Here is a 21491-nt window from a genome sequence, read left to right on the forward strand (position 1 = left end):
GGGGCCACCCTGGACCGCCCCCGCGTGGACCGTGGGGCCCCGGCGGCCCGGGCGGACCACCGCCGCCTCCCGGCTGGCACCCCTGATCCGACACGTCCGCACAGTCAAAGCGCGCCCTACCGACACCGGCGGGGCGCGCTTTTCGTCGGAAAGCTAGACGACTCCCAGCACGGAGTAGACCTCGTTGGACAGGACCAGGCTGCGGGGATCCGCGTTGGCCTTGGTGGGATCGAAGTGATTCGCCACATAGGCGTAACCGATGCGGTGCTCCAGGTCGACGAACCCGAACGAGCCGCCCAGCCCGCCGTGGCCGAAGATCCGCGGGTTGGGTCCGTTGACGCATCGCTGGTTGAGCATGTAACCCAGACCCCATCCGTGGTCGGCGACCCGCGGCCCCAGCACCAGATCGGTGTCCAGGCCGCCCTGGCAGACCCGCACCAGATCCATGTGCTCGCGGCTGAGCACCTTCTCCTGGGCGAGCGCGTTGTAGAACGTCGCCAATCCCAGCGCCGAAACCTGCCCGTTGGTGCCGGGGAACTCGAGTTCGCGCCACAGGTCCAGGTCGTGCGAGCCGAGTTCGTCGTCGGGGGCGAACCCCATCGAGATGGACAGCCCCGCCTTGGGGTGCTCGGCCAGGCTGGTCGGGTAGCCGGGGGCATTCGCGTCGGCCAGCAGGTCGCGGGCGTGCGGCTTGTTGACCCGCTCGGCGCAGCGATGTTGTTCGCTCAGCGGCAACCCGATGTGGACGTCGGCGCCGAGCGGTTCGGCGATCTCGGTGCGCAGGTATTGGCCGATGGTCCGGCCCGTCACCCGGCGAAACACCTCGCCCATGATGAAACCGAAGGTGGTCATGTGGTAGCCCTGCGCGGTGCCCGGCTCCCACCACGGCTCCGCGGCGGCCAGTTGTTCGCAGACGTAGTCCCAGTCGGCGACCTGCTCCCACCGCATCCGGGTGCGCGGGCCGATCACCCCGGAGCGGTGGCTCATCACCATCGCCAGCGTGATGTCTTGTTTGCCCGCCTGGGCGAACTCGGGCCAGTAGCGGGCGACTGGAGCCTGCAGGTCCAACTCGCCGCGGTCGGCGAGTTGGTGCACGCAGGTGGCCGACAAGCCCTTCGTGCCCGACAACACGGTGGTCAGGGTGTTCTGCCGCCACGGCCGGGTGCGGGCCGCGTCGGCCCAGCCACCCCACAGATTGACGACCAGAGACCCGTCGACCCACACCGCGACGGCCGCGCCGACTTCGTCGCCGACGGTGAAATTGCGCTCGAATGCGTCGCGAACACCGACGAAGTCCGACGCGCATGAGCCGTGGATTGACGCGTCGGTCATCAGGTCGCTCATGGCGCCTCTCTATCGAGCAGATAGTTAGCCCGAGCGGGCGACGGGAATCGAACCCGCGTAGCTAGTTTGGAAGACTAGGGCTCTACCATTGAGCTACGCCCGCATGTATTTAGTCGAGCGTGACTGTAGCTGGCGACGGAGATCAAATCTAATCGACTCGGTTTTGTGATCGCTCCGTGAGGTCTGCGACGTCGCCGCGAAGCCCGTGGCCAACCCGGTGGTGAGGGGCCTTAGGATCATCGAGGTCAGCGCGGGGTGTAGCGCAGCTTGGTAGCGCATCCGCTTTGGGAGCGGAAGGCCGCAGGTTCAAATCCTGTCACCCCGACCAGCACGACCGGCCCCGTGCCCTGCGCACGGCCCACCGACCGCCAACAACGAGCCAGAACGAGCACTGAGGAGCACACCCGTGAAGAGCACCGTCGAGCAGTTGAGCCCCACCCGGGTGCGCATCAACGTGGAGGTTCCTTTCTCAGAACTCGAGCCCGACTTCCAGCGCGCCTATAAGGAACTGGCCCGGCAGGTGCGATTGCCCGGGTTCCGTCCCGGCAAGGCGCCGGCGAAGTTGCTGGAGGCCCGGTTCGGCCGCGAGGCGATGCTCGATCAGGTCGTGAGCGAGGCGCTGCCCGCACGCTACGGGCAGGCCGTCGCCGAATCGGAGGTGCACCCCCTCGGCCAGCCCGAGATCGAGGTCACCAAGAAGGAGTACGGCGAGGAGCTCGCCTTCACCGCCGAGGTCGACGTCCGCCCCAAGCTCACTCTGCCGGACCCCGGCGAGTTGAAGGTCTCGGTGGATCCGATCGAGGTCAGTGACGACGACGTCGACGCCGAACTGCAGTCGCTGCGCGCCCGATTCGGCACGCTGACCGGGGTGGACCGCCCCGTCGCCGACGGTGACTTCGTCTCGATCGACCTGTCGGCCACCATCGACGGCGAAGAGATCCCGGGCGCCGCCGCGCAAGGCCTGTCCCACGAGGTCGGCTCGGGCCGGCTGATCGCCGGCCTGGACGAAGCCCTCATCGGTTTGTCCGTCGACGAATCCAAGGAGTTCACCGCGCAGCTGGCGACCGGCGAACACGCGGGCAAGGACGCGCAGGTGACCGTCACGGTCAAGTCGATCAAGGAACGAGAGCTGCCCGAGCCCGACGACGAGTTCGCGCAACTGGCGAGCGAGTTCGACACCATCGACGAGCTGAAGTCCAACCTGCGCGAGCAGGTCGGCCGCACCAAGCGCGCCCAGCAAGCCGAAAACATTCGCGAGGCCGCCCTCGACACACTGCTGCAGCAGGTCGAGGTGCCGCTGCCGGAAGCGATCGTGAAGGCCCAGGTGGACAGCGCACTGCACAACGCCCTGCACAGCCTCGACCACGACGAATCCAAGCTCGAGGAAGTGCTGGCCCAGCAGGGCAAGTCCCGCGAAGAGTTCGAAACCGAGACGCGCAGCGCCGCCGAGACGGACGTCAGACGACAGCTCCTGTTGGACGCCCTGGCCGACGAGCTTCAGGTCCAGGTCGGCCAGGACGATCTGACCGAGCGGCTGGTGGCGACGTCGCGGCAATACGGCATCGAGCCCCAGCAGTTGGTGGCCTACCTACAGGAGAACAACCAGCTGCCGGCCATGTTCGCCGATGTGCGCCGGGCGCTGGCCATCGCCGAGGTGATCCGGTCGGCGACCGTCACCGATACCGCCGGAAACACCATCGACACCAGTGAGTTTTTCGGCAAGCGTTCGGAGGAGGCCGACAATTCGAATGCCGAGGCCGACGCAGCCGAGCCGGCTGGCGAGGCCGAGCAGGCCGAGGACAACGGGGCCGACGAAGACTCGGACAAGACCGCCGCCGGGGAGTGACCGCGCCATGACGCTGTGAGCGAACGCGCCCGTTTCAGGGGCGCGTGGCCGCGAAACAGTCGGCGCGGTTGGTTAGTGTCGTGAATACAGATCTCGTAGAAAGCAGGTAACCCAGTCGTGACTGACATGCGTTCAAACTCGCAGGGTCTCAACCTCACGGACTCGGTCTATGAGCGCTTGCTGTCCGAGCGCATCATCTTCCTGGGTTCGGAGGTGAACGACGAGATCGCCAATCGGCTGTGCGCGCAGATTCTGCTGCTCGCCGCCGAGGACGCGACCAAGGACATCAACCTCTACATCAACTCGCCGGGTGGATCGATCAGTGCCGGAATGGCGATCTACGACACCATGGTGCTGGCGCCGTGTGACATCGCCACCTATGCGATGGGCATGGCCGCATCGATGGGTGAGTTCTTGCTGGCCGCCGGCACCAAGGGCAAGCGCTACGCGCTGCCGCACGCCCGCATCCTGATGCACCAGCCGCTCGGCGGGGTGACCGGCAGCGCGGCCGACATCGCGATCCAGGCCGAGCAGTTCCACGTCATCAAGAAGGAGATGTTCCGGCTCAACGCCGAGTTCACCGGCCAGACGATCGAGCGCATCGAGGCCGACTCCGACCGTGACCGCTGGTTCACCGCCCCGGAAGCCCTGGAATACGGGTTCGTCGACCACATCATCACCCGCGCCGCCCACATCACCAATGGAGAAGCCCGATGAACCCCGAAACCCAGCCCCAGGCGCGCTACATCCTGCCGTCGTTCATCGAGCACTCGAGCTTCGGCGTCAAAGAGTCCAACCCGTACAACAAGCTGTTCGAGGAACGCATCATCTTCCTCGGCGTCCAGGTCGACGACGCGTCGGCGAACGACATCATGGCGCAGTTGCTGGTGCTCGAGTCGCTGGACCCTGACCGCGACATCACCATGTACATCAACTCGCCCGGCGGCGGATTCACGTCGCTGATGGCGATTTACGACACCATGCAGTACGTGCGCGCCGACATCCAGACGGTGTGCCTGGGGCAGGCCGCTTCGGCGGCGGCGGTGTTGCTGGCCGCCGGGACGCCGGGCAAGCGGATGGCGCTGCCCAACGCCCGGGTGCTCATCCACCAGCCGTCGCTGCAGGGCGTGATCCAGGGGCAGTTCTCCGATCTGGAGATTCAGGCCGCCGAGATCGAGCGGATGCGCACGCTGATGGAGACCACGCTCGCCCGGCACACCAACAAGGAGCCCTCGGTGATCCGCAAGGACACCGACCGCGACAAGATCCTCACCGCCGACGAGGCCAAGGATTACGGGATCATCGACACCGTGCTGGAGTACCGGAAGCTTTCGGCGCAGTCCGCCTAACGGCCAGGCCGTCGCGAGCGTAACCACACTGCGAAAATCGGCGCCGGAAACCGCAGCCTAATTACGCTCGCGGGACGACGGCCGCCAGCGCGGCGATATCGGCGGGCCCGATTCGGCAGCATCCTCCGACGATGCGCGCGCCGGCCGCGATCCACTGCGCCCCGAGGTCCGTGCTGAATCGCGACGGGCCGATCCAGCTGCGCTGCAAGGCATCCCAGCGTTCGCCGCTGTTCGGGTAGACGATGACGGGTTTGCCGACGGCTGTTGCGGCCGCGATCGCGGGCAAAACGTCGTCGGGCGCGCAGCAGTTGACCCCGATCGCCACGATCTCGTCGACGCCGGCCGCCACCGCGAACGCGTCGGCCAGCGGCTGCCCGGCGCGGGTCCGGTCCCCGTCGATGGTGTAGCTCAGCCAGGCCGGTTTCCCGACCGAGCGGACCAGTTCGACCAGGGCCTGCGCCTCATCGATGTCGGGCACGGTTTCGCAGGCGAGCACGTCGGGACCGGCGGCGGCCAGGGTCTCCAGCCGGGGCCGATGCCATCGCTTCAGGGCCGCCACGGACAGACCGTAGCGGCCGCGGTACTCCGATCCGTCGGCCAGCGCCGCGCCGTACGGGCCGATCGACGCGGCCACGAGCGCGCCGTCGGCGCCGGCTTCGTCCCGCGCGGTCCGGGCGAGCTCGACGCTGCGGCGCAACAGCCCGGCGGCCTCTCGTCGATCGATCCCGCGCGCCGCGAACCCCTCGAACGACGCCTGGTAGCTGGCCGTCGTCGCGATCATCGCCCCGGCGCGGAAGTAGCCGTCGTGCACGGCGACGATCTCCTGCGGCGCATCGGCGAGCAGCCGGGCCGACCACAACGGGTCGGACAGGTCATGACCGCGCGCCTCGAGCTCGGTGGCCAAGCCGCCGTCGAGCAGTACGGATCCGCTGGGCCATACAGCGTCCACAGCCAAACCCACGTCGCCACTGTAGGGTGATTTGTTGGGGGTCCGCCCAGGCCTCGCATGATTGTTGGCGTTGGGTTGGCACCTCCACACCGAAGCACGGTCGGAGGGCAGCCAGCCTCGGTCGTATTACGACCGCGACACGCCAAAGACACGCAAAGCGCGCCTTTCGCGAGTGACGGGCACCGTCTGGCTATATGTTTCATCAATACGGACATTGCATGAATACCACTGACGCGATTCGACACTTATTGTCGCGTCGGGCCCGATCAAACGGGTAGCGTCGGTGAATACATGCGGGGACAGGCAAGACCAACGGCGAACAGGAAGTAGGCCCTCAGCACCATGGCGCGCATCGGAGACGGCGGTGACCTGCTGAAGTGCTCGTTCTGCGGGAAGAGCCAGAAGCAAGTCAAGAAACTCATTGCTGGCCCCGGCGTATACATCTGCGATGAGTGCATCGATCTCTGCAACGAGATCATCGAAGAGGAGCTCGCCGACGCCGACGACGTGAAGCTCGATGAACTCCCCAAGCCGATCGAGATCCGGGAGTTCCTCGAGGGATACGTCATCGGGCAGGACACCGCCAAGCGCACGCTGGCCGTCGCGGTCTACAACCACTACAAGCGCATCCAGGCTGGGGAGAAGGGCCGGGACTCCCGGCACGAGCCGGTCGAGCTGACCAAGTCCAACATCTTGATGCTCGGGCCCACCGGGTGCGGCAAGACCTACCTGGCCCAGACGCTCGCCAAGATGCTCAATGTCCCGTTCGCCATCGCCGACGCCACCGCCCTGACCGAAGCCGGTTATGTCGGCGAGGACGTCGAGAACATCTTGCTCAAGCTCATCCAGGCGGCCGACTACGACGTCAAGCGCGCCGAGACCGGCATCATCTACATCGACGAGGTCGACAAGATCGCCCGCAAGAGCGAGAACCCGTCGATCACCCGGGACGTCTCCGGGGAGGGCGTCCAGCAGGCCTTGCTGAAGATCCTGGAAGGCACCCAGGCCTCGGTTCCCCCGCAGGGCGGCCGCAAGCACCCGCACCAGGAGTTCATCCAGATCGACACCACCAACGTGCTGTTCATCGTCGCGGGCGCGTTCGCGGGCCTGGAGAAGATCATCTACGAGCGCGTCGGCAAGCGCGGCCTGGGCTTCGGCGCCGAGGTGCGCTCCAAGGCCGAGATCGACACCACCGACCACTTCTCCGACGTGATGCCCGAAGACCTGATCAAGTTCGGCCTGATCCCCGAGTTCATCGGCCGGCTCCCGGTGGTCGCCTCGGTCACCAACCTGGACCGCGAGTCGCTGGTCAAGATCCTGTCCGAGCCGAAGAACGCGCTGGTCAAGCAGTACACCCGGCTCTTCGAAATGGACAGCGTGGAGCTCGAGTTCACCGACGACGCCCTGGAAGCGATCGCCGACCAGGCGATCCACCGCGGCACCGGGGCTCGTGGCCTGCGGGCCATCATGGAAGAGGTCCTGCTGCCGGTGATGTACGACATCCCGAGCCGCGACGACGTCGCCAAGGTCGTGGTGACCAAGGAGACCGTCCAGGACAACGTGTTGCCGACGATCGTGCCGCGCAAGCCTTCCCGGTCCGAACGCCGCGACAAGAGCGCCTAACTAGATCCTGGAGCGCTCCCGCACGCCCGATGAGAGCGCTGATGCCGTTCCACGGCGTCTTGCGCACGGCCTGGATCTACTGAACTTCCTGCTGGCCGACGTTCGTGACGGCTTGGGCCCGTACCTGTCGATCTATCTGCTGCTGACCCATCATTGGGACCAGGAGTCGATCGGGTTCGTGATGGCGGTCGGGGGCATCGGGGCCATCGTCGCGCAGGCCCCGGCCGGCGCCTTGGTGGACAGAACCACCGCCAAGCGGGCGCTGATCATCGTCGGCGCGCTGACGATCACGACGGCATCGCTGGCGATGCCGTTGTTCCCCGGCTTCTATTCGATCTCCGTGCTGCAGGCCCTCACCGGAATCGCCGGATCCGTTTTCGCCCCGGCGCTGGCCGCGATCACGCTGGGTGTCGTCGGGTCCCGCCGGTTCTCGCGGCGGATCGGACGAAACGAGTCGTTCAACCACGCCGGGAACGCCTGCGCCGCAGCGCTCACCGGCGGCTTGGCCTACTTCTTTGGACCGGTGGTGGTGTTCTGGGTGCTGGCCGCCATGGCGGCCGCCAGTGTGGTTGCGACGCTGTGGATTCCGGCTGACGCGATCGACCACGACGTCGCGCGGGGCATGGACCATCTCCCCGGAGAACCGCATCAGGCCCCGTCGCGGCTGACGGCGCTGCTGGGCAACCGCCGGCTGATGGTCTTCGCGGCCACGGTGATCGCCTTCCACTTCGCCAACGCGGCCATGCTGCCGCTGGTCGGCCAGCTGCTGGCGCTGCACAACAAGGACGTGGGGACCGCTCTGATGGCCGGCTGCATCGTCGCCGCGCAGGTCGTCATGGTGCCGGTGGCTTACCTGGCCGGGGCCAAGGCCGATTCGTGGGGCCGCAAGCCGATCTTTCTGGTCGGCTTCGCGGTCCTGGCCACCCGCGGATTTCTCTACACGTGGTCCGACAACTCGTATTGGCTGGTGGGCGTGCAGCTGCTGGACGGCGTCGGAGCCGGCGTGTTCGGCGCGCTGTTTCCCCTGGTCGTGCAGGACGTGACGCACGGGAGCGGTCGATTCAACGTCAGCCTGGGGGCGATAACGGCCGCGACGGGCGCCGGCGCCGCGGTGTCGAACCTTGTCGCGGGCTCGATCGTGGTCGCGGCCGGCTACAACGCCGCATTCGTCTTCCTGGGTGCGCTCGCTGCGGCAGGTTTCGTGCTGTATCTGGTCGCGATGCCGGAAACTGCGGGGACCAAATTCGGCGCCAAAATCGCGGCTTCCGATGGCAGACACGGTATGGACGACGGTAGTTAACGTGCAGGACGTGACCAACAACACAGTTTGTTTTCATACTCGCTAGTAGCCCCGCCTGACTTCGTGTTTTGCCGACAAAACGGCGGCGTGGCATGCATAAGAGACGGCCATACAGCCCTCAAAGAAATGCCATAATTGATACCGGCAGTGACATAAAAGCGCTGGTGCGCTGAGGCCGCTCCAACGGCGCGTAACCTGGAACGTCGGCGGAGTTTCTGTCCGGTGAACAAAGTGGAGGGCAAAGACGTGGATCCGAACGGCAGCGGAGCCGGCTCAGACTCACAGAATGGGGCGTCCCCCACCGGATCCACCCGTCAGCGCCTCGAACAAGTCGTCATTCGCTTCGCTGGGGACTCCGGCGATGGCATGCAGCTCACCGGAGACCGATTCACGTCCGAGGCAGCGCTTTTCGGCAATGACCTGGCGACGCAGCCCAATTACCCGGCCGAGATCCGTGCCCCCGCAGGCACGCTGCCCGGCGTCTCGTCCTTCCAGATTCAGATCGCCGACTACGACATCCTGACCGCCGGCGACCGGCCCGACGTCCTCGTCGCGATGAATCCCGCTGCGCTCAAGGCCAATATCGGTGACTTGCCCCGCGGTGGAATGGTGATCGCGAACTCCGACGAGTTCACCAAGCGCAACCTGACCAAGGTGGGCTACATCACCAACCCGCTCGAGTCCGACGAACTCGACGACTACGTCGTGCATTCCGTCGCGATGACCACGCTGACACTGGGGGCCGTCGAGACGATCGGCGCCACGAAGAAGGACGGCCAGCGCGCCAAGAACATGTTCGCGCTGGGCCTGTTGTCGTGGATGTACGGGCGGCCGATCGAAACCAGCGAAAAGTTCATCCGGGAGAAGTTCGCGCGCAAGCCCGAAGTCGCGGAGACCAACGTGCTGGCCCTGAAGGCGGGCTGGAACTACGGCGAAACGACCGAGGCTTTCGGCACCACCTACGAGGTGTCCCGGGCGACCCTGCCTTCGGGCGAATACCGCCAGATCTCGGGCAACACCGCGCTGGCCTACGGCATCGTGGCGGCCGGCCAGCTGGCCGATATTCCGGTCATGCTCGGCAGCTACCCGATCACGCCGGCCTCCGACATCCTGCACGAGCTGTCCAAGCACAAGAACTTCAACGTCATCACCTTCCAGGCCGAGGACGAGATCGGTGGCATCTGCGCGGCGATCGGCGCCTCGTACGGCGGCGCGCTGGGCGTCACCACCACCTCCGGCCCGGGCATCTCGCTCAAGTCCGAAGCGCTCGGGCTGGCCGTGATGACCGAACTGCCGCTGCTCGTCGTCGACGTGCAGCGCGGCGGGCCCTCGACCGGGTTGCCCACCAAGACCGAACAGGCCGACTTGCTGCAGGCCATGTTCGGCCGCAACGGCGAGTCGCCGGTCGCGGTGCTGGCGCCGCGGTCACCATCGGATTGCTTCCAGACCGCGCTCGAGGCGGCGCGGATCGCGGTGTCGTACCACACCCCGGTGATCGTGTTGTCCGACGGCGCAATCGCCAACGGGTCAGAGCCGTGGCGCATTCCGGACGTCAGCACGCTGCAGCCCATCACGCATACCTTCGCCAAGCCGGACGAGCCGTTCCAGCCGTACGCGCGTGACCCGGAGACGCTGGCGCGGCAGTTCGCCGTGCCCGGCACCCCGGGGCTCGAGCACCGCATCGGTGGGCTGGAAGCGGCGAACGGCTCGGGCAACATCTCCTACGAGCCGGTCAACCACGACCTCATGGTCCGGTTGCGCCAGGCCAAGATCGACGGGATCTCCGTTCCCGACCTGGAGGTCGACGACCCGACCGGCGACGCCGAGCTGCTGCTGATCGGCTGGGGCAGCTCCTACGGTCCGATCGGCGAGGCCTGCCGGCGCGCACGGCGCAAGGGCATCAAGGTGGCGCACGCCCACCTGCGTTACCTGAACCCCTTCCCGGCCAACCTGGGTGAGGTGCTGCGGCGCTACCCGCAGGTGGTCGCGCCGGAAATGAACCTGGGCCAGCTGGCGTTCCTGCTGCGGGGCAAGTACCTGGTGGACGTGCAATCGGTGAGCAAGGTGCAGGGTGTCGCATTCCTGGCCGACGAGATCGGCCGCGTCATCCGCGCCGCACTGGGCGGGACGCTGGCCGAAGTCGAGAACGACAAGATGATGGTCGCCAAGATGGCGGCAGCAACGGTCGGAGCCGGCGCATGAGTTCAGTGATTCCGGCCGGCGACTATGCGGAGCGAAGCGATGAGAAAGCGGTGCTCGTGACATGCGCAGCGACGATGCAGAGCGAAGCGATGAGGAGGAGCGGCGCTCGTGACTGACGTGATCGGCAACTTGGCGGGCAAAGACCTCGGTGTGACCGCGAAGTTGACTAAAAACGACGGGGTCCCCACCACGGACCAGCCACAGAAGTCCAAGGACTTCACCAGTGACCAAGAGGTCCGCTGGTGCCCGGGCTGCGGGGACTACGTCATTCTCAACACCATCCGCAACTTCCTGCCCGACCTCGGGCTGCGCCGCGAGAACATCGTGTTCATCAGCGGCATCGGCTGCTCGAGCCGGTTCCCGTACTACCTCGAGACCTATGGTTTCCACTCGATCCACGGCCGCGCACCCGCCATCGCCACGGGTCTGGCGCTGGCCCGCGAGGACCTCTCGGTGTGGGTGGTCACCGGTGACGGCGACGCGTTGTCGATCGGCGGTAACCACCTGATCCACGCGCTGCGCCGCAACGTCAACATCACCATTTTGCTGTTCAACAACCGGATCTACGGCCTGACCAAGGGGCAGTACTCGCCGACATCCGAGGTCGGCAAGGTCACCAAGTCGACCCCGATGGGATCGCTGGACCACCCCTTCAACCCGGTGTCGTTGGCGCTGGGTGCCGAGGCGACTTTTGTCGGCCGCGCGCTGGACTCCGACCGCAACGGACTGACCGAGGTGCTGCGCGCCGCCGCCGGGCACCGGGGCGCCGCCGTGGTCGAGATCCTGCAGGACTGCCCGATCTTCAACGACGGCTCGTTCGACGCGCTGCGGAAGGAAGGCGCCGAGGAGCGGGTCATCAATGTCCACCACGGCGAGCCGATTGTGTTCGGCGCCAACGGCGAATACTGCGTGGTGAAGTCCGGCTTCGGGCTGGAGGTGGCCAAGACCGCCGACGTGTCGGTCGACGAGATCGTCGTTCACGACGCGCACAGCGACAACTCGGCCTACGCCTTCGCCCTGTCCCGGTTGTCGGATCAGAACCTCGATCACACCGTGCTGGGCATCTTCCGTAACATCAGCCGGCCCACCTACGACGACGCGGCACGCGCTCAGGTGCAGGCGGCCCAGTCGGCGAAGGCATTTGACTCCGCCGCGCTGCAATCGCTGCTGCGCGGGCGCGACACCTGGACCGTCGACTGACGTGGGCGAGCAGATGCCCGACACAGAAAAGGCCGGGTCACTAGCGGGGATCGTGCTGGCCGGCGGTGAATCGCGGCGCATGGGCCGGGACAAGGCCACCTTGCCGGGCCCCGGCGGGGCCGCCACACTCCTCGAATACGTCGCCGGGGTCATCGCCCAGCGCTGTGAGCCGGTTTTCGTGATGGCGGCACCCGGTCAGCCGTTGCCTGCGGTGCAGGCGCAGGTCATCCGTGACGAGGTGCGCGGCCAGGGACCGCTGCCGGCGACGGGACGCGGGCTGCGGGCGGCCGCGGAGGCGGGCGCCCGGCATGCCTTCGTCTGCGCCGTCGACATGCCGCTGCTGTCTGCGGAATTGATCGACGACCTGGTGCAGCTGGCCACCGAGACCAACGCCGAAATCGTCCTGCCATGGGACGGTCGCAGCCACTATCTCGCCGCGGTGTACCGCACCGATCTGGCCGAGCGGATCGACGGCCTGGTCGCCGGCGGCGCCCGCTCGATGCGTGCCTTGATCGATGCCTCCGACGCCCAGCAGATCGTGTTGCCGGAATCGCGCTTTTTGGCCAACGTCAACACGGAGAGCGACCTGCTGGCTCTGGCGCAGTCCCGGAGCTGACGGCCGGGTGTCGGCCCGGTCGGGCGGGCGGATCTTGTTTTCGGCGTATTTAACTCGGCAATAACCCGACCCGCTTTTGCTGCTTGCGATGTTCCGAGATTCCGGAATAGTGATCCCGTAATTCCCTTGTGGTGGCGCCGTCGATCTGCGTTGAGTCCACGGCCGTCGACTAGCTGGTCGCTGTGATCTGTTGGGGCAGCGGCGATTTGAGCGTTCGTGAGCTCATCTGACCGAATGGCGGACGCGCCATGCGTGCGTCTTCGCAAACGAGAAGGGTGCGCCATTCTGGCAAATTCGTGCAGCGCGAGCTCGCATGCCCTCTGGTCGGCGGAAGTCACTCGATCAGCGGTGTGAGGCCAGCGCCCATGGTGGCGTGTGCTCCGCCAGACGTAGCCGAAATAGGTTGCTGTTTCGGTTATTTCGTAAAAAAGTGTTGTGCGGCAGGGTAATACGTCGGGTGGGCGCTGTCGCGTGCGAAACACTCGGCTCCGACGTGATCACTCGCTCTACAATTGTGCTGGCGCACAGCATAAGTCGATGCCGCTCGGCCTTCTCATCTGTGGCTTGACGCGCGCAGCCTTGAAACGGGCGCAACTTGCGGTACCCTGCGCCGGCTGGCGACGGCGAGTTCGGATCCGTTGAAGCGCTGGCAAATCGGAGCCAACGCGCAAAATAAACGTGCGCCAGCTCACAAAACGCAGGTGATTCGGCTCACCATTTGTTTGCCGACCCCGTCCATGCATCGGTTTCGGAAAGGCCGCGATGACCTGCGTAAATGGACGCGCTACCGCGTCGTGATGGGCTCGTTACCGAACGGAGACATCCGATTTCCGAAGATGACGAACGCGCCGGGGTCTTCTACGGTCCCTATTAGCCCACAACGGGTTACGGAAGAGTAAATCAAATAATTGAATCCACGGACCCGCGTGTGAGCGGCGCCACGGACGGCGAAAGCCCGACCGTGGTCGGTGGGTAACCCCCGCCGGGCAGACTTCGCCCGCCGCTGCCGTGCCTGACCCAGACGGCACGTTTCAAAGCAGGCATCAAACAAACAGCTTCAGCCCACATCGGTGGGCTTGCTTTGGCGCGCGCACCGCGAAAGGAAATAACTTGCAGAACGTCCGAAAGACGCTCATCCTTGCCGCGGTCACGGGCACGCTCGTGACCATCCCCTCGGCCGCCGCTCACGCGGATCCGGCACCGGCGGGCTTCGACCCGAACACGCCGGCGGCCGGCCCCGCTCCGGACGCTCCGCCGCCCCCGGCCCCGGACGCTCCGCCGCCGCCGGCTCCGGACGCTCCGCCGCCGCCGGCTCCGGACGCTCCGCCGCCGCCGGCCCCGGACGCTCCGCCGCCGCCGGCTCCGGACGCTCCGCCGCCTGGCCCGGACGTCCCGCCGCCTCCCGCTCACCGGGCGTACAGCGTGAACTGGGATGCCATCGCGCAGTGCGAGTCGGGTGGCAACTGGGGGATCAGCACCGGTAACGGCTTCTCCGGTGGCCTGCAGTTCACCCCGAGCACCTGGCACGCCAACGGCGGGTCGGGTTCCCCGTCCGGCGCGAGCCGCGAGGAGCAGATCCGGGTGGCCGAGAATGTGCTGCACTCGCAGGGCATCGGCGCTTGGCCGGTCTGCGGGCGCCGCGGCTGAGCCGCAGCCGCAATCGACGGCTTCGCCGTCATACATATAAGAAGTGCCGGGCCTTTGTGCCCGGCACTTCTTAGCTCCAGGTGGCCCGGGCGTCGGGTAGCGTCGGGCCCGTGACCGCAACGCCGCGCGAATTCGACATTGTGCTGTATGGGGCGACCGGGTTCGTCGGGAAGCTCACCGCCGAATACCTGGCCGGCTCGGGACCCGACAAGAGGATCGCGCTGGCCGGCAGATCGACCGACCGGTTGCGCGCCGTCCGCGACACGCTGGGCGAGACGGCGCAGTCTTGGCCCATTCTCAACGCCGACGCCTCATCGCCCTCGACACTCAACGAGATGGCGGCCCGCACCCAGGTCGTCATCACCACGGTCGGGCCTTACACCCGCTACGGGTTGCCGCTGGTGGCCGCCTGCGCCGCCGCGGGCACCGACTACGCCGACCTGACCGGCGAGGCGATGTTCGTCCGCGACAGCATCGACCAGTACCACAAACAGGCCGCGGATACCGGCGCCCGCATCGTGCATGCGTGCGGGTTCGATTCCGTCCCCTCGGACCTCAGCGTGTATGCGCTCTACCGGGCGGCGCGAGACGGCGGCGCCGGAGAGCTTCTCGACACCGACCTGGTGGTTCGCTCCTTCTCGGGCGGCGTGTCCGGCGGAACCGTCGCGTCGATGTTGGAAGTGCTGGACACCGCCTCCCGCGATCCCGACGCCCGCCGCCAACTCGCCGACCCGTACACCCTGACCACCGACCGCAGCGCCGAACCCGAAATCGGTCCCCAGCCGGATCTGCCCTTGCGTCGCGGTCGTCGGATTGCACCGGAACTGAGCGGGTTGTGGACGGCGGGCTTCCTGATGGCGCCCTACAACACCCGGATCGTGCGGCGCAGCAACGCATTGCTCGACTGGGCCTACGGCCGCCAGCTGCGGTACAGCGAAAGCATGAGCCTGGGCTCGTCGCCGCTGGCTCCGGTGGCATCGGCCGTGGTGGGCGGCGTCGGCGCCGCGACGTTCGGACTGGGCAGCCGGTACTTCCGGCTGCTGCCACGCAAACTGGTGGAGCGCATCGTGCCCAAGCCCGGAACCGGCCCGAGCGAGGCCGCCCGGGAACGCGGCTACTACCGGATCGAGACCTTCACCACCACAACCACCGGCGCCCGCTACGTGGCACGCATGGAGCAGCGCGGTGACCCGGGCTACAAGGCGACGTCGGTGTTGTTGGGGGAGTGCGGCCTCGCGCTGGCGTTGGACCGCGACAAGCTTCCCGATCTGCACGGCGTTCTCACCCCCGCAGCCGCGATGGGCGACGCACTGCTGGAGCGATTCCCCGCGGCGGGCGTGACATTAGAGGTCGAGCGGCTGAACTGAGCCGGCCGCGTCGGACGGCGCTGCGCGAAGGGTGTTGTGTTGGGCCGCATGGGTCTAGTGTCGTAACCGACTTGGCTCATAAGTCCCAATAAAGGCGGGTGACCCCGATGGCCGGTCTTGATGATCTCTACGCGCAAATCCCTACATCGGAAATCGCGACCAAGCTCGGCGTTGACGAAGGCGAGGTCGCGAACGCGGTCCACACGTTGGTGCCGGTGCTGCTGAGCGGCCTTCACCAGAACTCGCAGGACCCCGCGGCTGCCGACAGGATCGAATCCGCGGCCACGAGCCACGCCGCGCACGGACTGCTTGACGCCGGCGTGGACGTCGACCGGGTCGACACGAGCGCCGGGCAGCAGGCGATCGCGACGGTCTTCGGCGTCGATGACTCCGACCAGGTCGCGTCGGCGCTGGCCAAGGAAGGCGCCGGTAACAGCGACCTCCTTAAGTCCTTGCTGCCGGTCTTGATGCCAATCGTGTTGGCATACATAGGAAAACAGCTGAACGCGGGCGGGGCGGGGGCGCCCGAAACGGTCCCCCGGACAACGCAGGCCTCGTCCGGTGGCGCCCTGGGCCAAGTTCTGGGCAGCATTCTCGGGGCGAGCTCAGGAGACAAATCCCTTGGCGGCATCCTCGGAAATGTGTTGGGCGGCAAGGGCGGTGCGCTAGGCGACATCCTTGGCGGCCTGCTCGGTGGCAAGAAGTAGCCCGGCGCCGCAATACCTCGGAGTTTCGTCGGCATTCGGGTGGTTTCGATTGCGTCGAGGGAGGGATGTCCAGCCCCAACAGAAAGATCGAACAGGCCCTAGCGGGCACGAGCAATGTCTGGCCTTGGCCTGGCCGGACTGCGTTGATGAGAGAGGTAATGCCATGTCAGACACGCTTACTGGTGGTCAAAAGCTTGTGCGCGGGGAATCCCTCGCCTCCAACAACGGGGCCTACACCCTGACCCTGCAAGACGACGGCAACCTGGTGCTCGCCTCGCGCGGCCAGCCACTGTGGTCGACGTCGACCGTCGGCCAGGATGTGGTGCGCGCCGAGGTGCAGCCCGACGGCAACTTCGTCCTCTACACGGCGGACAAGCCCATTTGGCACACCGACACCAAGGGCAAGAAGGACGTCAAGCTCGTGCTTCAGGACGACCGCAACCTGGTGCTCTACGCGGCCGACGGGCCGGCCTGGTCAACACACACCGAGACCGACAACCCGCCGCCACCGGAACCCGAGGCCGCCGCGGAACCGGCCGCCGACGAGTCCGCCGCGCCGGCCGAGGAAGCCGTCGCTGAGCAGGCCCCGGCCGAGGCCGCCCCGGAGCCAGAGCCCGCAACGCGGACCTACACCGTCGTCTCCGGCGACACTTTGTGGGCGATCGCGGAGCGCTTCTACGGTGACGGCAACAGATATCAGGCCATCGCCGATGCCAGCGGCATCCCCAACCCGGACCTGATCCAGCCCGGCCAAGTGCTCACCATTCCCTGATCAACAACAACAGACCCCCGCCACCTGCGGGTTTGGGCGCTTACATGGGGGTAAACGGCGCTCCCTAGAATTGACGGGTGACCGTCAGCCGCAGCCCCGCCACCGACCTCCCCAAGTCATGGGATCCCGGTGCGGTAGAAAGCGCCATCTACCAGAAGTGGGTGGACGCGGGATACTTCACGGCAGACCCGAACAGCGCCAAGCCCGGGTATTCGATTGTGCTGCCACCGCCGAACGTGACCGGCAGCCTGCACATGGGCCACGCGCTCGAACACACCATGATGGACGCCCTGACCCGCCGCAAGCGGATGCAGGGATATGAGGTGTTGTGGCAGCCGGGCATGGACCACGCGGGCATCGCGACCCAGAGCGTGGTGGAAAAGCAGCTTGCGGTCGACGGCAAGACCAAAGAGGACCTCGGCCGCGAGCTGTTCGTCGAGAAGGTCTGGGAGTGGAAGTGGGAGTCCCGTGGCGCCATCGGCGACCAGATGCGCCGGCTCGGCGACGGAGTGGACTGGAGCCGCGACCGGTTCACCATGGACGAGGGCCTGTCCCGTGCGGTCCGCACCATCTTCAAGCGGCTCTATGACGCCGGATTGATCTATCAGGCCGAGCGGTTGGTCAACTGGTCGCCGGTGCTCGAGACGGCGATCTCCGACATCGAGGTCGTCTACGAGGACGTCGAGGGCGAGCTGGTGTCGTTCCGGTACGGCTCGATGGACGATTCGCAACCACACATCGTCGTGGCCACCACCCGGATGGAGACGATGCTCGGCGACACCGCGATCGCTGTGCATCCCGGTGACGAGCGCTACCGCCATCTGGTCGGCTCCAGCTTGCCGCATCCTTTTGTGGACCGGCAGCTTCTCATCGTCGCCGACGAGCACGTTGATCCCGAATTCGGAACCGGCGCAGTCAAAGTCACGCCCGCGCATGACCCCAACGACTTCGAGATCGGGTTGCGGCATCAGCTGCCGATGATCTCGATCATGGACACCAAGGGCCGAATCGCCGACACCGGAACCCAATTCGACGGCATGGACCGCTTCCAGGCCCGAGTTGCGGTGCGGGAAGCGCTGGCGGCCGAGGGCCGGATCGTCGAGGAGAAGCGGCCGTACCTGCACAGCGTCGGGCACTCCGAGCGCAGCGGGGAGGTCATCGAACCGCGGCTGTCGCTGCAGTGGTGGGTCCGGGTGGAATCGCTGGCCAAGGCCGCCGGCGACGCGGTGCGTAACGGGGACACCGTGATTCACCCGGCCAGCATGGAACCGCGCTGGTTCGCCTGGGTCGACGACATGCGCGACTGGTGCATCTCGCGTCAGCTGTGGTGGGGCCACCGCATCCCGGTCTGGTACGGGCCCAACGGCGAACGGCGCTGCGTGGGTCCCGACGAAACGCCGCCCGAAGGCTGGGAGCAGGATCCCGACGTGCTGGACACCTGGTTCTCGTCCGGGCTGTGGCCGTTCTCCACATTGGGCTGGCCGGAGAAGACCCCGGAGCTGAAAGAGTTCTATCCCACAAGCGTTCTGGTCACCGGTTACGACATCCTGTTTTTCTGGGTGGCCAGAATGATGATGTTCGGCACCTTCGTCGGTGACGACGATGCCATCACCCTGGACGGCCGCCGAGGCCCGCAGGTGCCGTTCACCGACGTCTTCCTGCACGGGCTGATCCGTGACGAGTCGGGCCGCAAGATGAGCAAGTCCAAGGGCAACGTCATCGACCCGTTGGACTGGGTGGAAATCTTTGGGGCCGACGCCCTGCGGTTCACGCTGGCCCGCGGCGCCAGTCCCGGCGGTGACCTGGCGATCGGCGAAGACCATGTGCGGGCGTCGCGCAATTTCTGTACCAAGCTTTTCAACGCCACCCGCTACGCGCTGCTCAACGGCGCCAAGCTGGCCCCGCTGCCTGCGCAGGCCGAGCTCACCGATGCCGACCGATGGATCCTCGGACGACTGGAAGAGGTTCGGGTGGAAGTCGATTCGGCATTCGACAACTACGAGTTCAGTCGCGCATGCGAGGCCCTCTATCACTTCGCGTGGGACGAATTCTGCGACTGGTATGTCGAATTGGCCAAGACTCAACTGGCCGAAGGGATTACGCACACCACCGCCGTGCTGGCGGCGACGCTGGACACCCTGTTGCGGTTGTTGCACCCGGTGATCCCGTTCATCACCGAGGCCCTCTGGCAAGCCCTGACCGCCGGCGAGGCCCACCACGAGTCGCTGGTGATCGCCGAGTGGCCGCAGTCGTCCGGGATCAGCCTGGATCAGGTTGCCGCGCAGCGGATCACCGACATGCAAAAATTGGTGACCGAGGTCAGGCGGTTCCGCAGCGATCAAGGACTGGCGGATCGGCAGAAGGTGCCGGCCCGGATGGCCGGTGTCGACGAATCCGATCTGGGCGCCCAGGTGAGCGCGGTGAGGTCGCTGGCGTGGCTCACCGCCGCGGGCCCGGAGTTCAGCCCTTCGGCGTCGGTGGAAGTGCGGCTGAGCGGCGGCACCGTCGTGGTCGAGCTCGACACGTCGGGCACCATCGACGTCGACGCCGAACGTCGCCGGCTGGAAAAGGATCTGGCCGCGGCGCACAAGGAGCTGGCGTCGACCACCGCCAAATTGGCCAACGAAGCCTTCTTGGGCAAAGCCCCGCAAAACGTCGTCGACAAGATCCGCGACCGTCAGCGCCTGGCCCAGGAGGAGACCGAGCGGATCAACGCGCGGCTGGCCGGAATGAAGTGACCGAGCCGCCCGAGTGGCCGCAGGACGAGCTTGCCGACGCGGTTCCCGACCCGGCCCCCACCCCGGACGAGATCGCGTCGCTGCTGCAGGTCGAGCACCTGCTGGACCAGCGCTGGCCGGAGACCAAGATCGAGCCGAGCCTGACCCGGATCAGCGCTTTGATGGACCTGCTGGGCTCACCGCAACTGGCCTACCCGTCGATCCACATCGCCGGCACCAACGGCAAGACCTCGGTGGCGCGGATGATCGACGCGCTGATCACCGCGCTGCGTCGCCGCACCGGGCGCACCACCAGCCCGCACCTGCAATCGGCGGTGGAACGCATCTCGATCGACTCGAAGCCGATCAGCCCGGCCCAGTATGTGGCGACCTACCGCGAGATCGAGCCGTTCGTCCAGATGGTCGACGCGCAGTCGCAAGCCGACGGCGGACCCGCGATGAGCAAGTTCGAGGTGCTGACCGCGATGGCCTTCGCCGCGTTCGCCGACGCCCCCGTCGACGTCGCCGTGGTCGAGGTGGGAATGGGCGGGCGCTGGGATGCCACCAACGTGGTCAACGCCCCGGTAGCGGTCATCACCCCGATCTCCATCGACCACGTCGAATACCTGGGCGACGACCTCGCCGGCATCGCGGGGGAGAAGGCCGGGATCATCACCAGGGCTCCCGACGGCGCACCCGATACCGTCGCGGTCATCGGGCGTCAGGCCCCCGAAGTGATGGAAGTGCTGTTGGCGCAGACCGTGCAAGCCGATGCCGCGGTGGCCCGCGAGGATTCGGAGTTCGCCGTGCTGGCCCGCCAGGTCGCGATCGGCGGGCAGGTGCTGCAGCTGCAGGGCCTGGGCGGGGTGTATTCGGATGTCTACCTGCCGCTGCACGGCGAACACCAGGCGCACAACGCCGCGCTGGCGCTGGCGGCGGTTGAGGCGTTCTTCGGCGCCGGTGCGCAGCGTCAGCTCGATGTCGAGGCGGTTCGCGCCGGTTTCGCCGCCGTCGCCAGCCCGGGCCGGCTGGAGCGGATGCGCAGCGCACCGACGGTGTTCATCGACGCCGCGCACAACCCCGCCGGGGCGGCCGCACTGGCGCAGACCCTGGCCGGCGAATTCGACTTCCGCTATCTGGTCGGGGTGCTCGGCGTGCTCGCCGACAAGGATGTCGACGGGATCCTCGCCGCGCTGCAGCCGGTGTTCGACGCCGTCGTGGTGACCCACAACGGATCCCCGCGGGCACTCGACGTCGAATCGCTGGCCCTGGCGGCGCGCGAGCGGTTCGGACCCGACCGGGTGAGCACCGCCGAGAACCTGCGCGACGCCATCGACGTCGCGACCGCATTGGTGGATGACGCCAGTCGGGATGGGCCGGCCGAAGCGTTCTCCGGGACCGGGATCGTCATCACCGGCTCGGTGGTCACCGCCGGGGCGGCGCGGACGCTGTTTGGGCGTGACCCGCAATGAGCGACGTCCCCGAGAACCCCGAGGAGCAGGTCCCGGCGTCACCGGCTGACCCGTGGCGGAGCTTCGGCGCCGTGATGGCCCTGACGCTGTTCCTGGAAGCGATCGTGGTGCTGCTGGCCATCCCGGTGGTGGGCGCGGTCGGCGGCGGCCTGACGACGGCGTCCCTGGTCTACCTGATCGGGCTGGCCGTCCTGCTGATCCTGATGGCCGGGGTGCAGCGCAAACCTTGGGCGATCTGGGCCAACCTGGGCGTGCAGGTGATCCTGCTCGCCGGCTTCGCGGTCTACCCCGGCGTCGGGTTCATCGGCGTGCTGTTCACCGGGCTCTGGGGCCTGATCGCCTACTTCCGCGCCGAGGTCCGGCGCAGGCAGGGATAGGCC

General features: G+C 66.9%; 17 protein-coding genes and 2 tRNA genes. 16 read left to right on the top strand and 3 right to left on the bottom strand.

Annotation, left to right across the window (positions count from 1 at the left end):
• Window positions 1-153: 153 nt before the first annotated feature.
• Both A5688_RS15010 and A5688_RS15015 read right to left on the bottom strand, forming a co-directional pair.
• Window positions 154-1344 (bottom strand): serine hydrolase domain-containing protein, encoded by a 1191-nt coding sequence (locus tag A5688_RS15010; RefSeq protein WP_067911361.1) that lies wholly within the window; start codon window positions 1342-1344, stop codon window positions 154-156.
• Window positions 1345-1376: 32 nt separating this feature from the next.
• A tRNA-Gly gene (locus A5688_RS15015) sits at window positions 1377-1447 on the bottom strand.
• Window positions 1448-1595: 148 nt separating this feature from the next.
• Between A5688_RS15015 and A5688_RS15020 the strand changes: the two genes are divergently transcribed.
• From A5688_RS15020 to clpP2, 4 genes are all read left to right on the top strand, one after another.
• Window positions 1596-1672: transfer RNA gene (locus A5688_RS15020), tRNA-Pro, on the top strand.
• 78 nt (window positions 1673-1750) lie between these two features.
• Window positions 1751-3190, top strand: coding sequence for a trigger factor (gene tig, locus A5688_RS15025; RefSeq protein ID WP_067911358.1), 1440 nt, complete (start codon window positions 1751-1753; stop codon window positions 3188-3190).
• 126 nt (window positions 3191-3316) lie between these two features.
• Complete coding sequence (gene clpP1, locus A5688_RS15030) at window positions 3317-3907, top strand: ATP-dependent CLP protease proteolytic subunit ClpP1 (protein WP_067829744.1); 591 nt, start codon at window positions 3317-3319, stop codon at window positions 3905-3907.
• Window positions 3904-4539: an ATP-dependent CLP protease proteolytic subunit ClpP2 gene (clpP2, locus tag A5688_RS15035; RefSeq protein WP_067829746.1), complete on the top strand. Its 636-nt coding sequence runs from the start codon at window positions 3904-3906 to the stop codon at window positions 4537-4539. Before clpP1 ends, clpP2 begins: the two co-directional genes overlap by 4 nt.
• Window positions 4540-4600: 61 nt before the next feature.
• Here clpP2 and mmuM read toward each other — a convergent pair whose 3' ends face one another.
• Window positions 4601-5500, bottom strand: coding sequence for a homocysteine S-methyltransferase (gene mmuM, locus A5688_RS15040; RefSeq protein ID WP_067911356.1), 900 nt, complete (start codon window positions 5498-5500; stop codon window positions 4601-4603).
• Between the two features lie 330 nt (window positions 5501-5830).
• Between mmuM and clpX the strand changes: the two genes are divergently transcribed.
• From clpX to A5688_RS15100, 12 genes are all read left to right on the top strand, one after another.
• Window positions 5831-7111, top strand: a complete 1281-nt coding sequence (gene clpX, locus A5688_RS15045) for an ATP-dependent Clp protease ATP-binding subunit ClpX (RefSeq protein ID WP_067829749.1) — start codon at window positions 5831-5833, stop codon at window positions 7109-7111.
• Window positions 7112-7118: 7 nt separating this feature from the next.
• Window positions 7119-8411 (top strand): MFS transporter, encoded by a 1293-nt coding sequence (locus A5688_RS15050; RefSeq protein ID WP_082955112.1) that lies wholly within the window; start codon window positions 7119-7121, stop codon window positions 8409-8411.
• Window positions 8412-8657: 246 nt separating this feature from the next.
• Window positions 8658-10613, top strand: coding sequence for a 2-oxoacid:acceptor oxidoreductase subunit alpha (locus tag A5688_RS15055; protein WP_120312225.1), 1956 nt, complete (start codon window positions 8658-8660; stop codon window positions 10611-10613).
• Between the two features lie 108 nt (window positions 10614-10721).
• The gene (locus tag A5688_RS15060; RefSeq protein ID WP_067829756.1) at window positions 10722-11813 is read left to right on the top strand and encodes a 2-oxoacid:ferredoxin oxidoreductase subunit beta; all 1092 of its coding nucleotides are present in this window, start codon (window positions 10722-10724) and stop codon (window positions 11811-11813) included.
• A 13-nt stretch (window positions 11814-11826) separates the two neighbouring features.
• Complete coding sequence (mobA, locus tag A5688_RS15065) at window positions 11827-12429, top strand: molybdenum cofactor guanylyltransferase (protein WP_067830379.1); 603 nt, start codon at window positions 11827-11829, stop codon at window positions 12427-12429.
• A gap of 1110 nt (window positions 12430-13539) precedes the next feature.
• Window positions 13540-14076 carry a transglycosylase family protein gene (locus A5688_RS15070; RefSeq protein WP_067911349.1) on the top strand — a complete coding sequence of 179 codons (537 nt, stop codon included), beginning with the start codon at window positions 13540-13542 and terminating at the stop codon, window positions 14074-14076.
• A 110-nt stretch (window positions 14077-14186) separates the two neighbouring features.
• On the top strand, window positions 14187-15443 hold the full coding sequence (locus tag A5688_RS15075) for a saccharopine dehydrogenase family protein (RefSeq protein WP_067911344.1): 1257 nt from the start codon (window positions 14187-14189) through the stop codon (window positions 15441-15443).
• A 107-nt stretch (window positions 15444-15550) separates the two neighbouring features.
• Window positions 15551-16150, top strand: coding sequence for a DUF937 domain-containing protein (locus tag A5688_RS15080; RefSeq protein WP_067911606.1), 600 nt, complete (start codon window positions 15551-15553; stop codon window positions 16148-16150).
• 163 nt (window positions 16151-16313) lie between these two features.
• Entirely contained in the window at window positions 16314-16922 is a 609-nt protein-coding gene (locus tag A5688_RS15085) for a LysM peptidoglycan-binding domain-containing protein (protein ID WP_067829766.1), read from the top strand.
• 77 nt (window positions 16923-16999) lie between these two features.
• On the top strand, window positions 17000-19660 hold the full coding sequence (locus tag A5688_RS15090) for a valine--tRNA ligase (protein WP_067911342.1): 2661 nt from the start codon (window positions 17000-17002) through the stop codon (window positions 19658-19660).
• Entirely contained in the window at window positions 19657-21111 is a 1455-nt protein-coding gene (folC, locus tag A5688_RS15095) for a bifunctional tetrahydrofolate synthase/dihydrofolate synthase (protein WP_067911341.1), read from the top strand. The genes A5688_RS15090 and folC overlap by 4 nt, the downstream gene beginning before the upstream one ends.
• Window positions 21108-21488, top strand: a complete 381-nt coding sequence (locus A5688_RS15100) for a DUF4233 domain-containing protein (RefSeq protein ID WP_067829775.1) — start codon at window positions 21108-21110, stop codon at window positions 21486-21488. The genes folC and A5688_RS15100 overlap by 4 nt, the downstream gene beginning before the upstream one ends.
• Window positions 21489-21491: the final 3 nt, after the last annotated feature.

Source organism: Mycobacterium mantenii (assembly GCF_001667865.1).
In the GTDB taxonomy this organism is placed as follows: Bacteria; Actinomycetota; Actinomycetes; order Mycobacteriales; family Mycobacteriaceae; genus Mycobacterium; species Mycobacterium mantenii_A.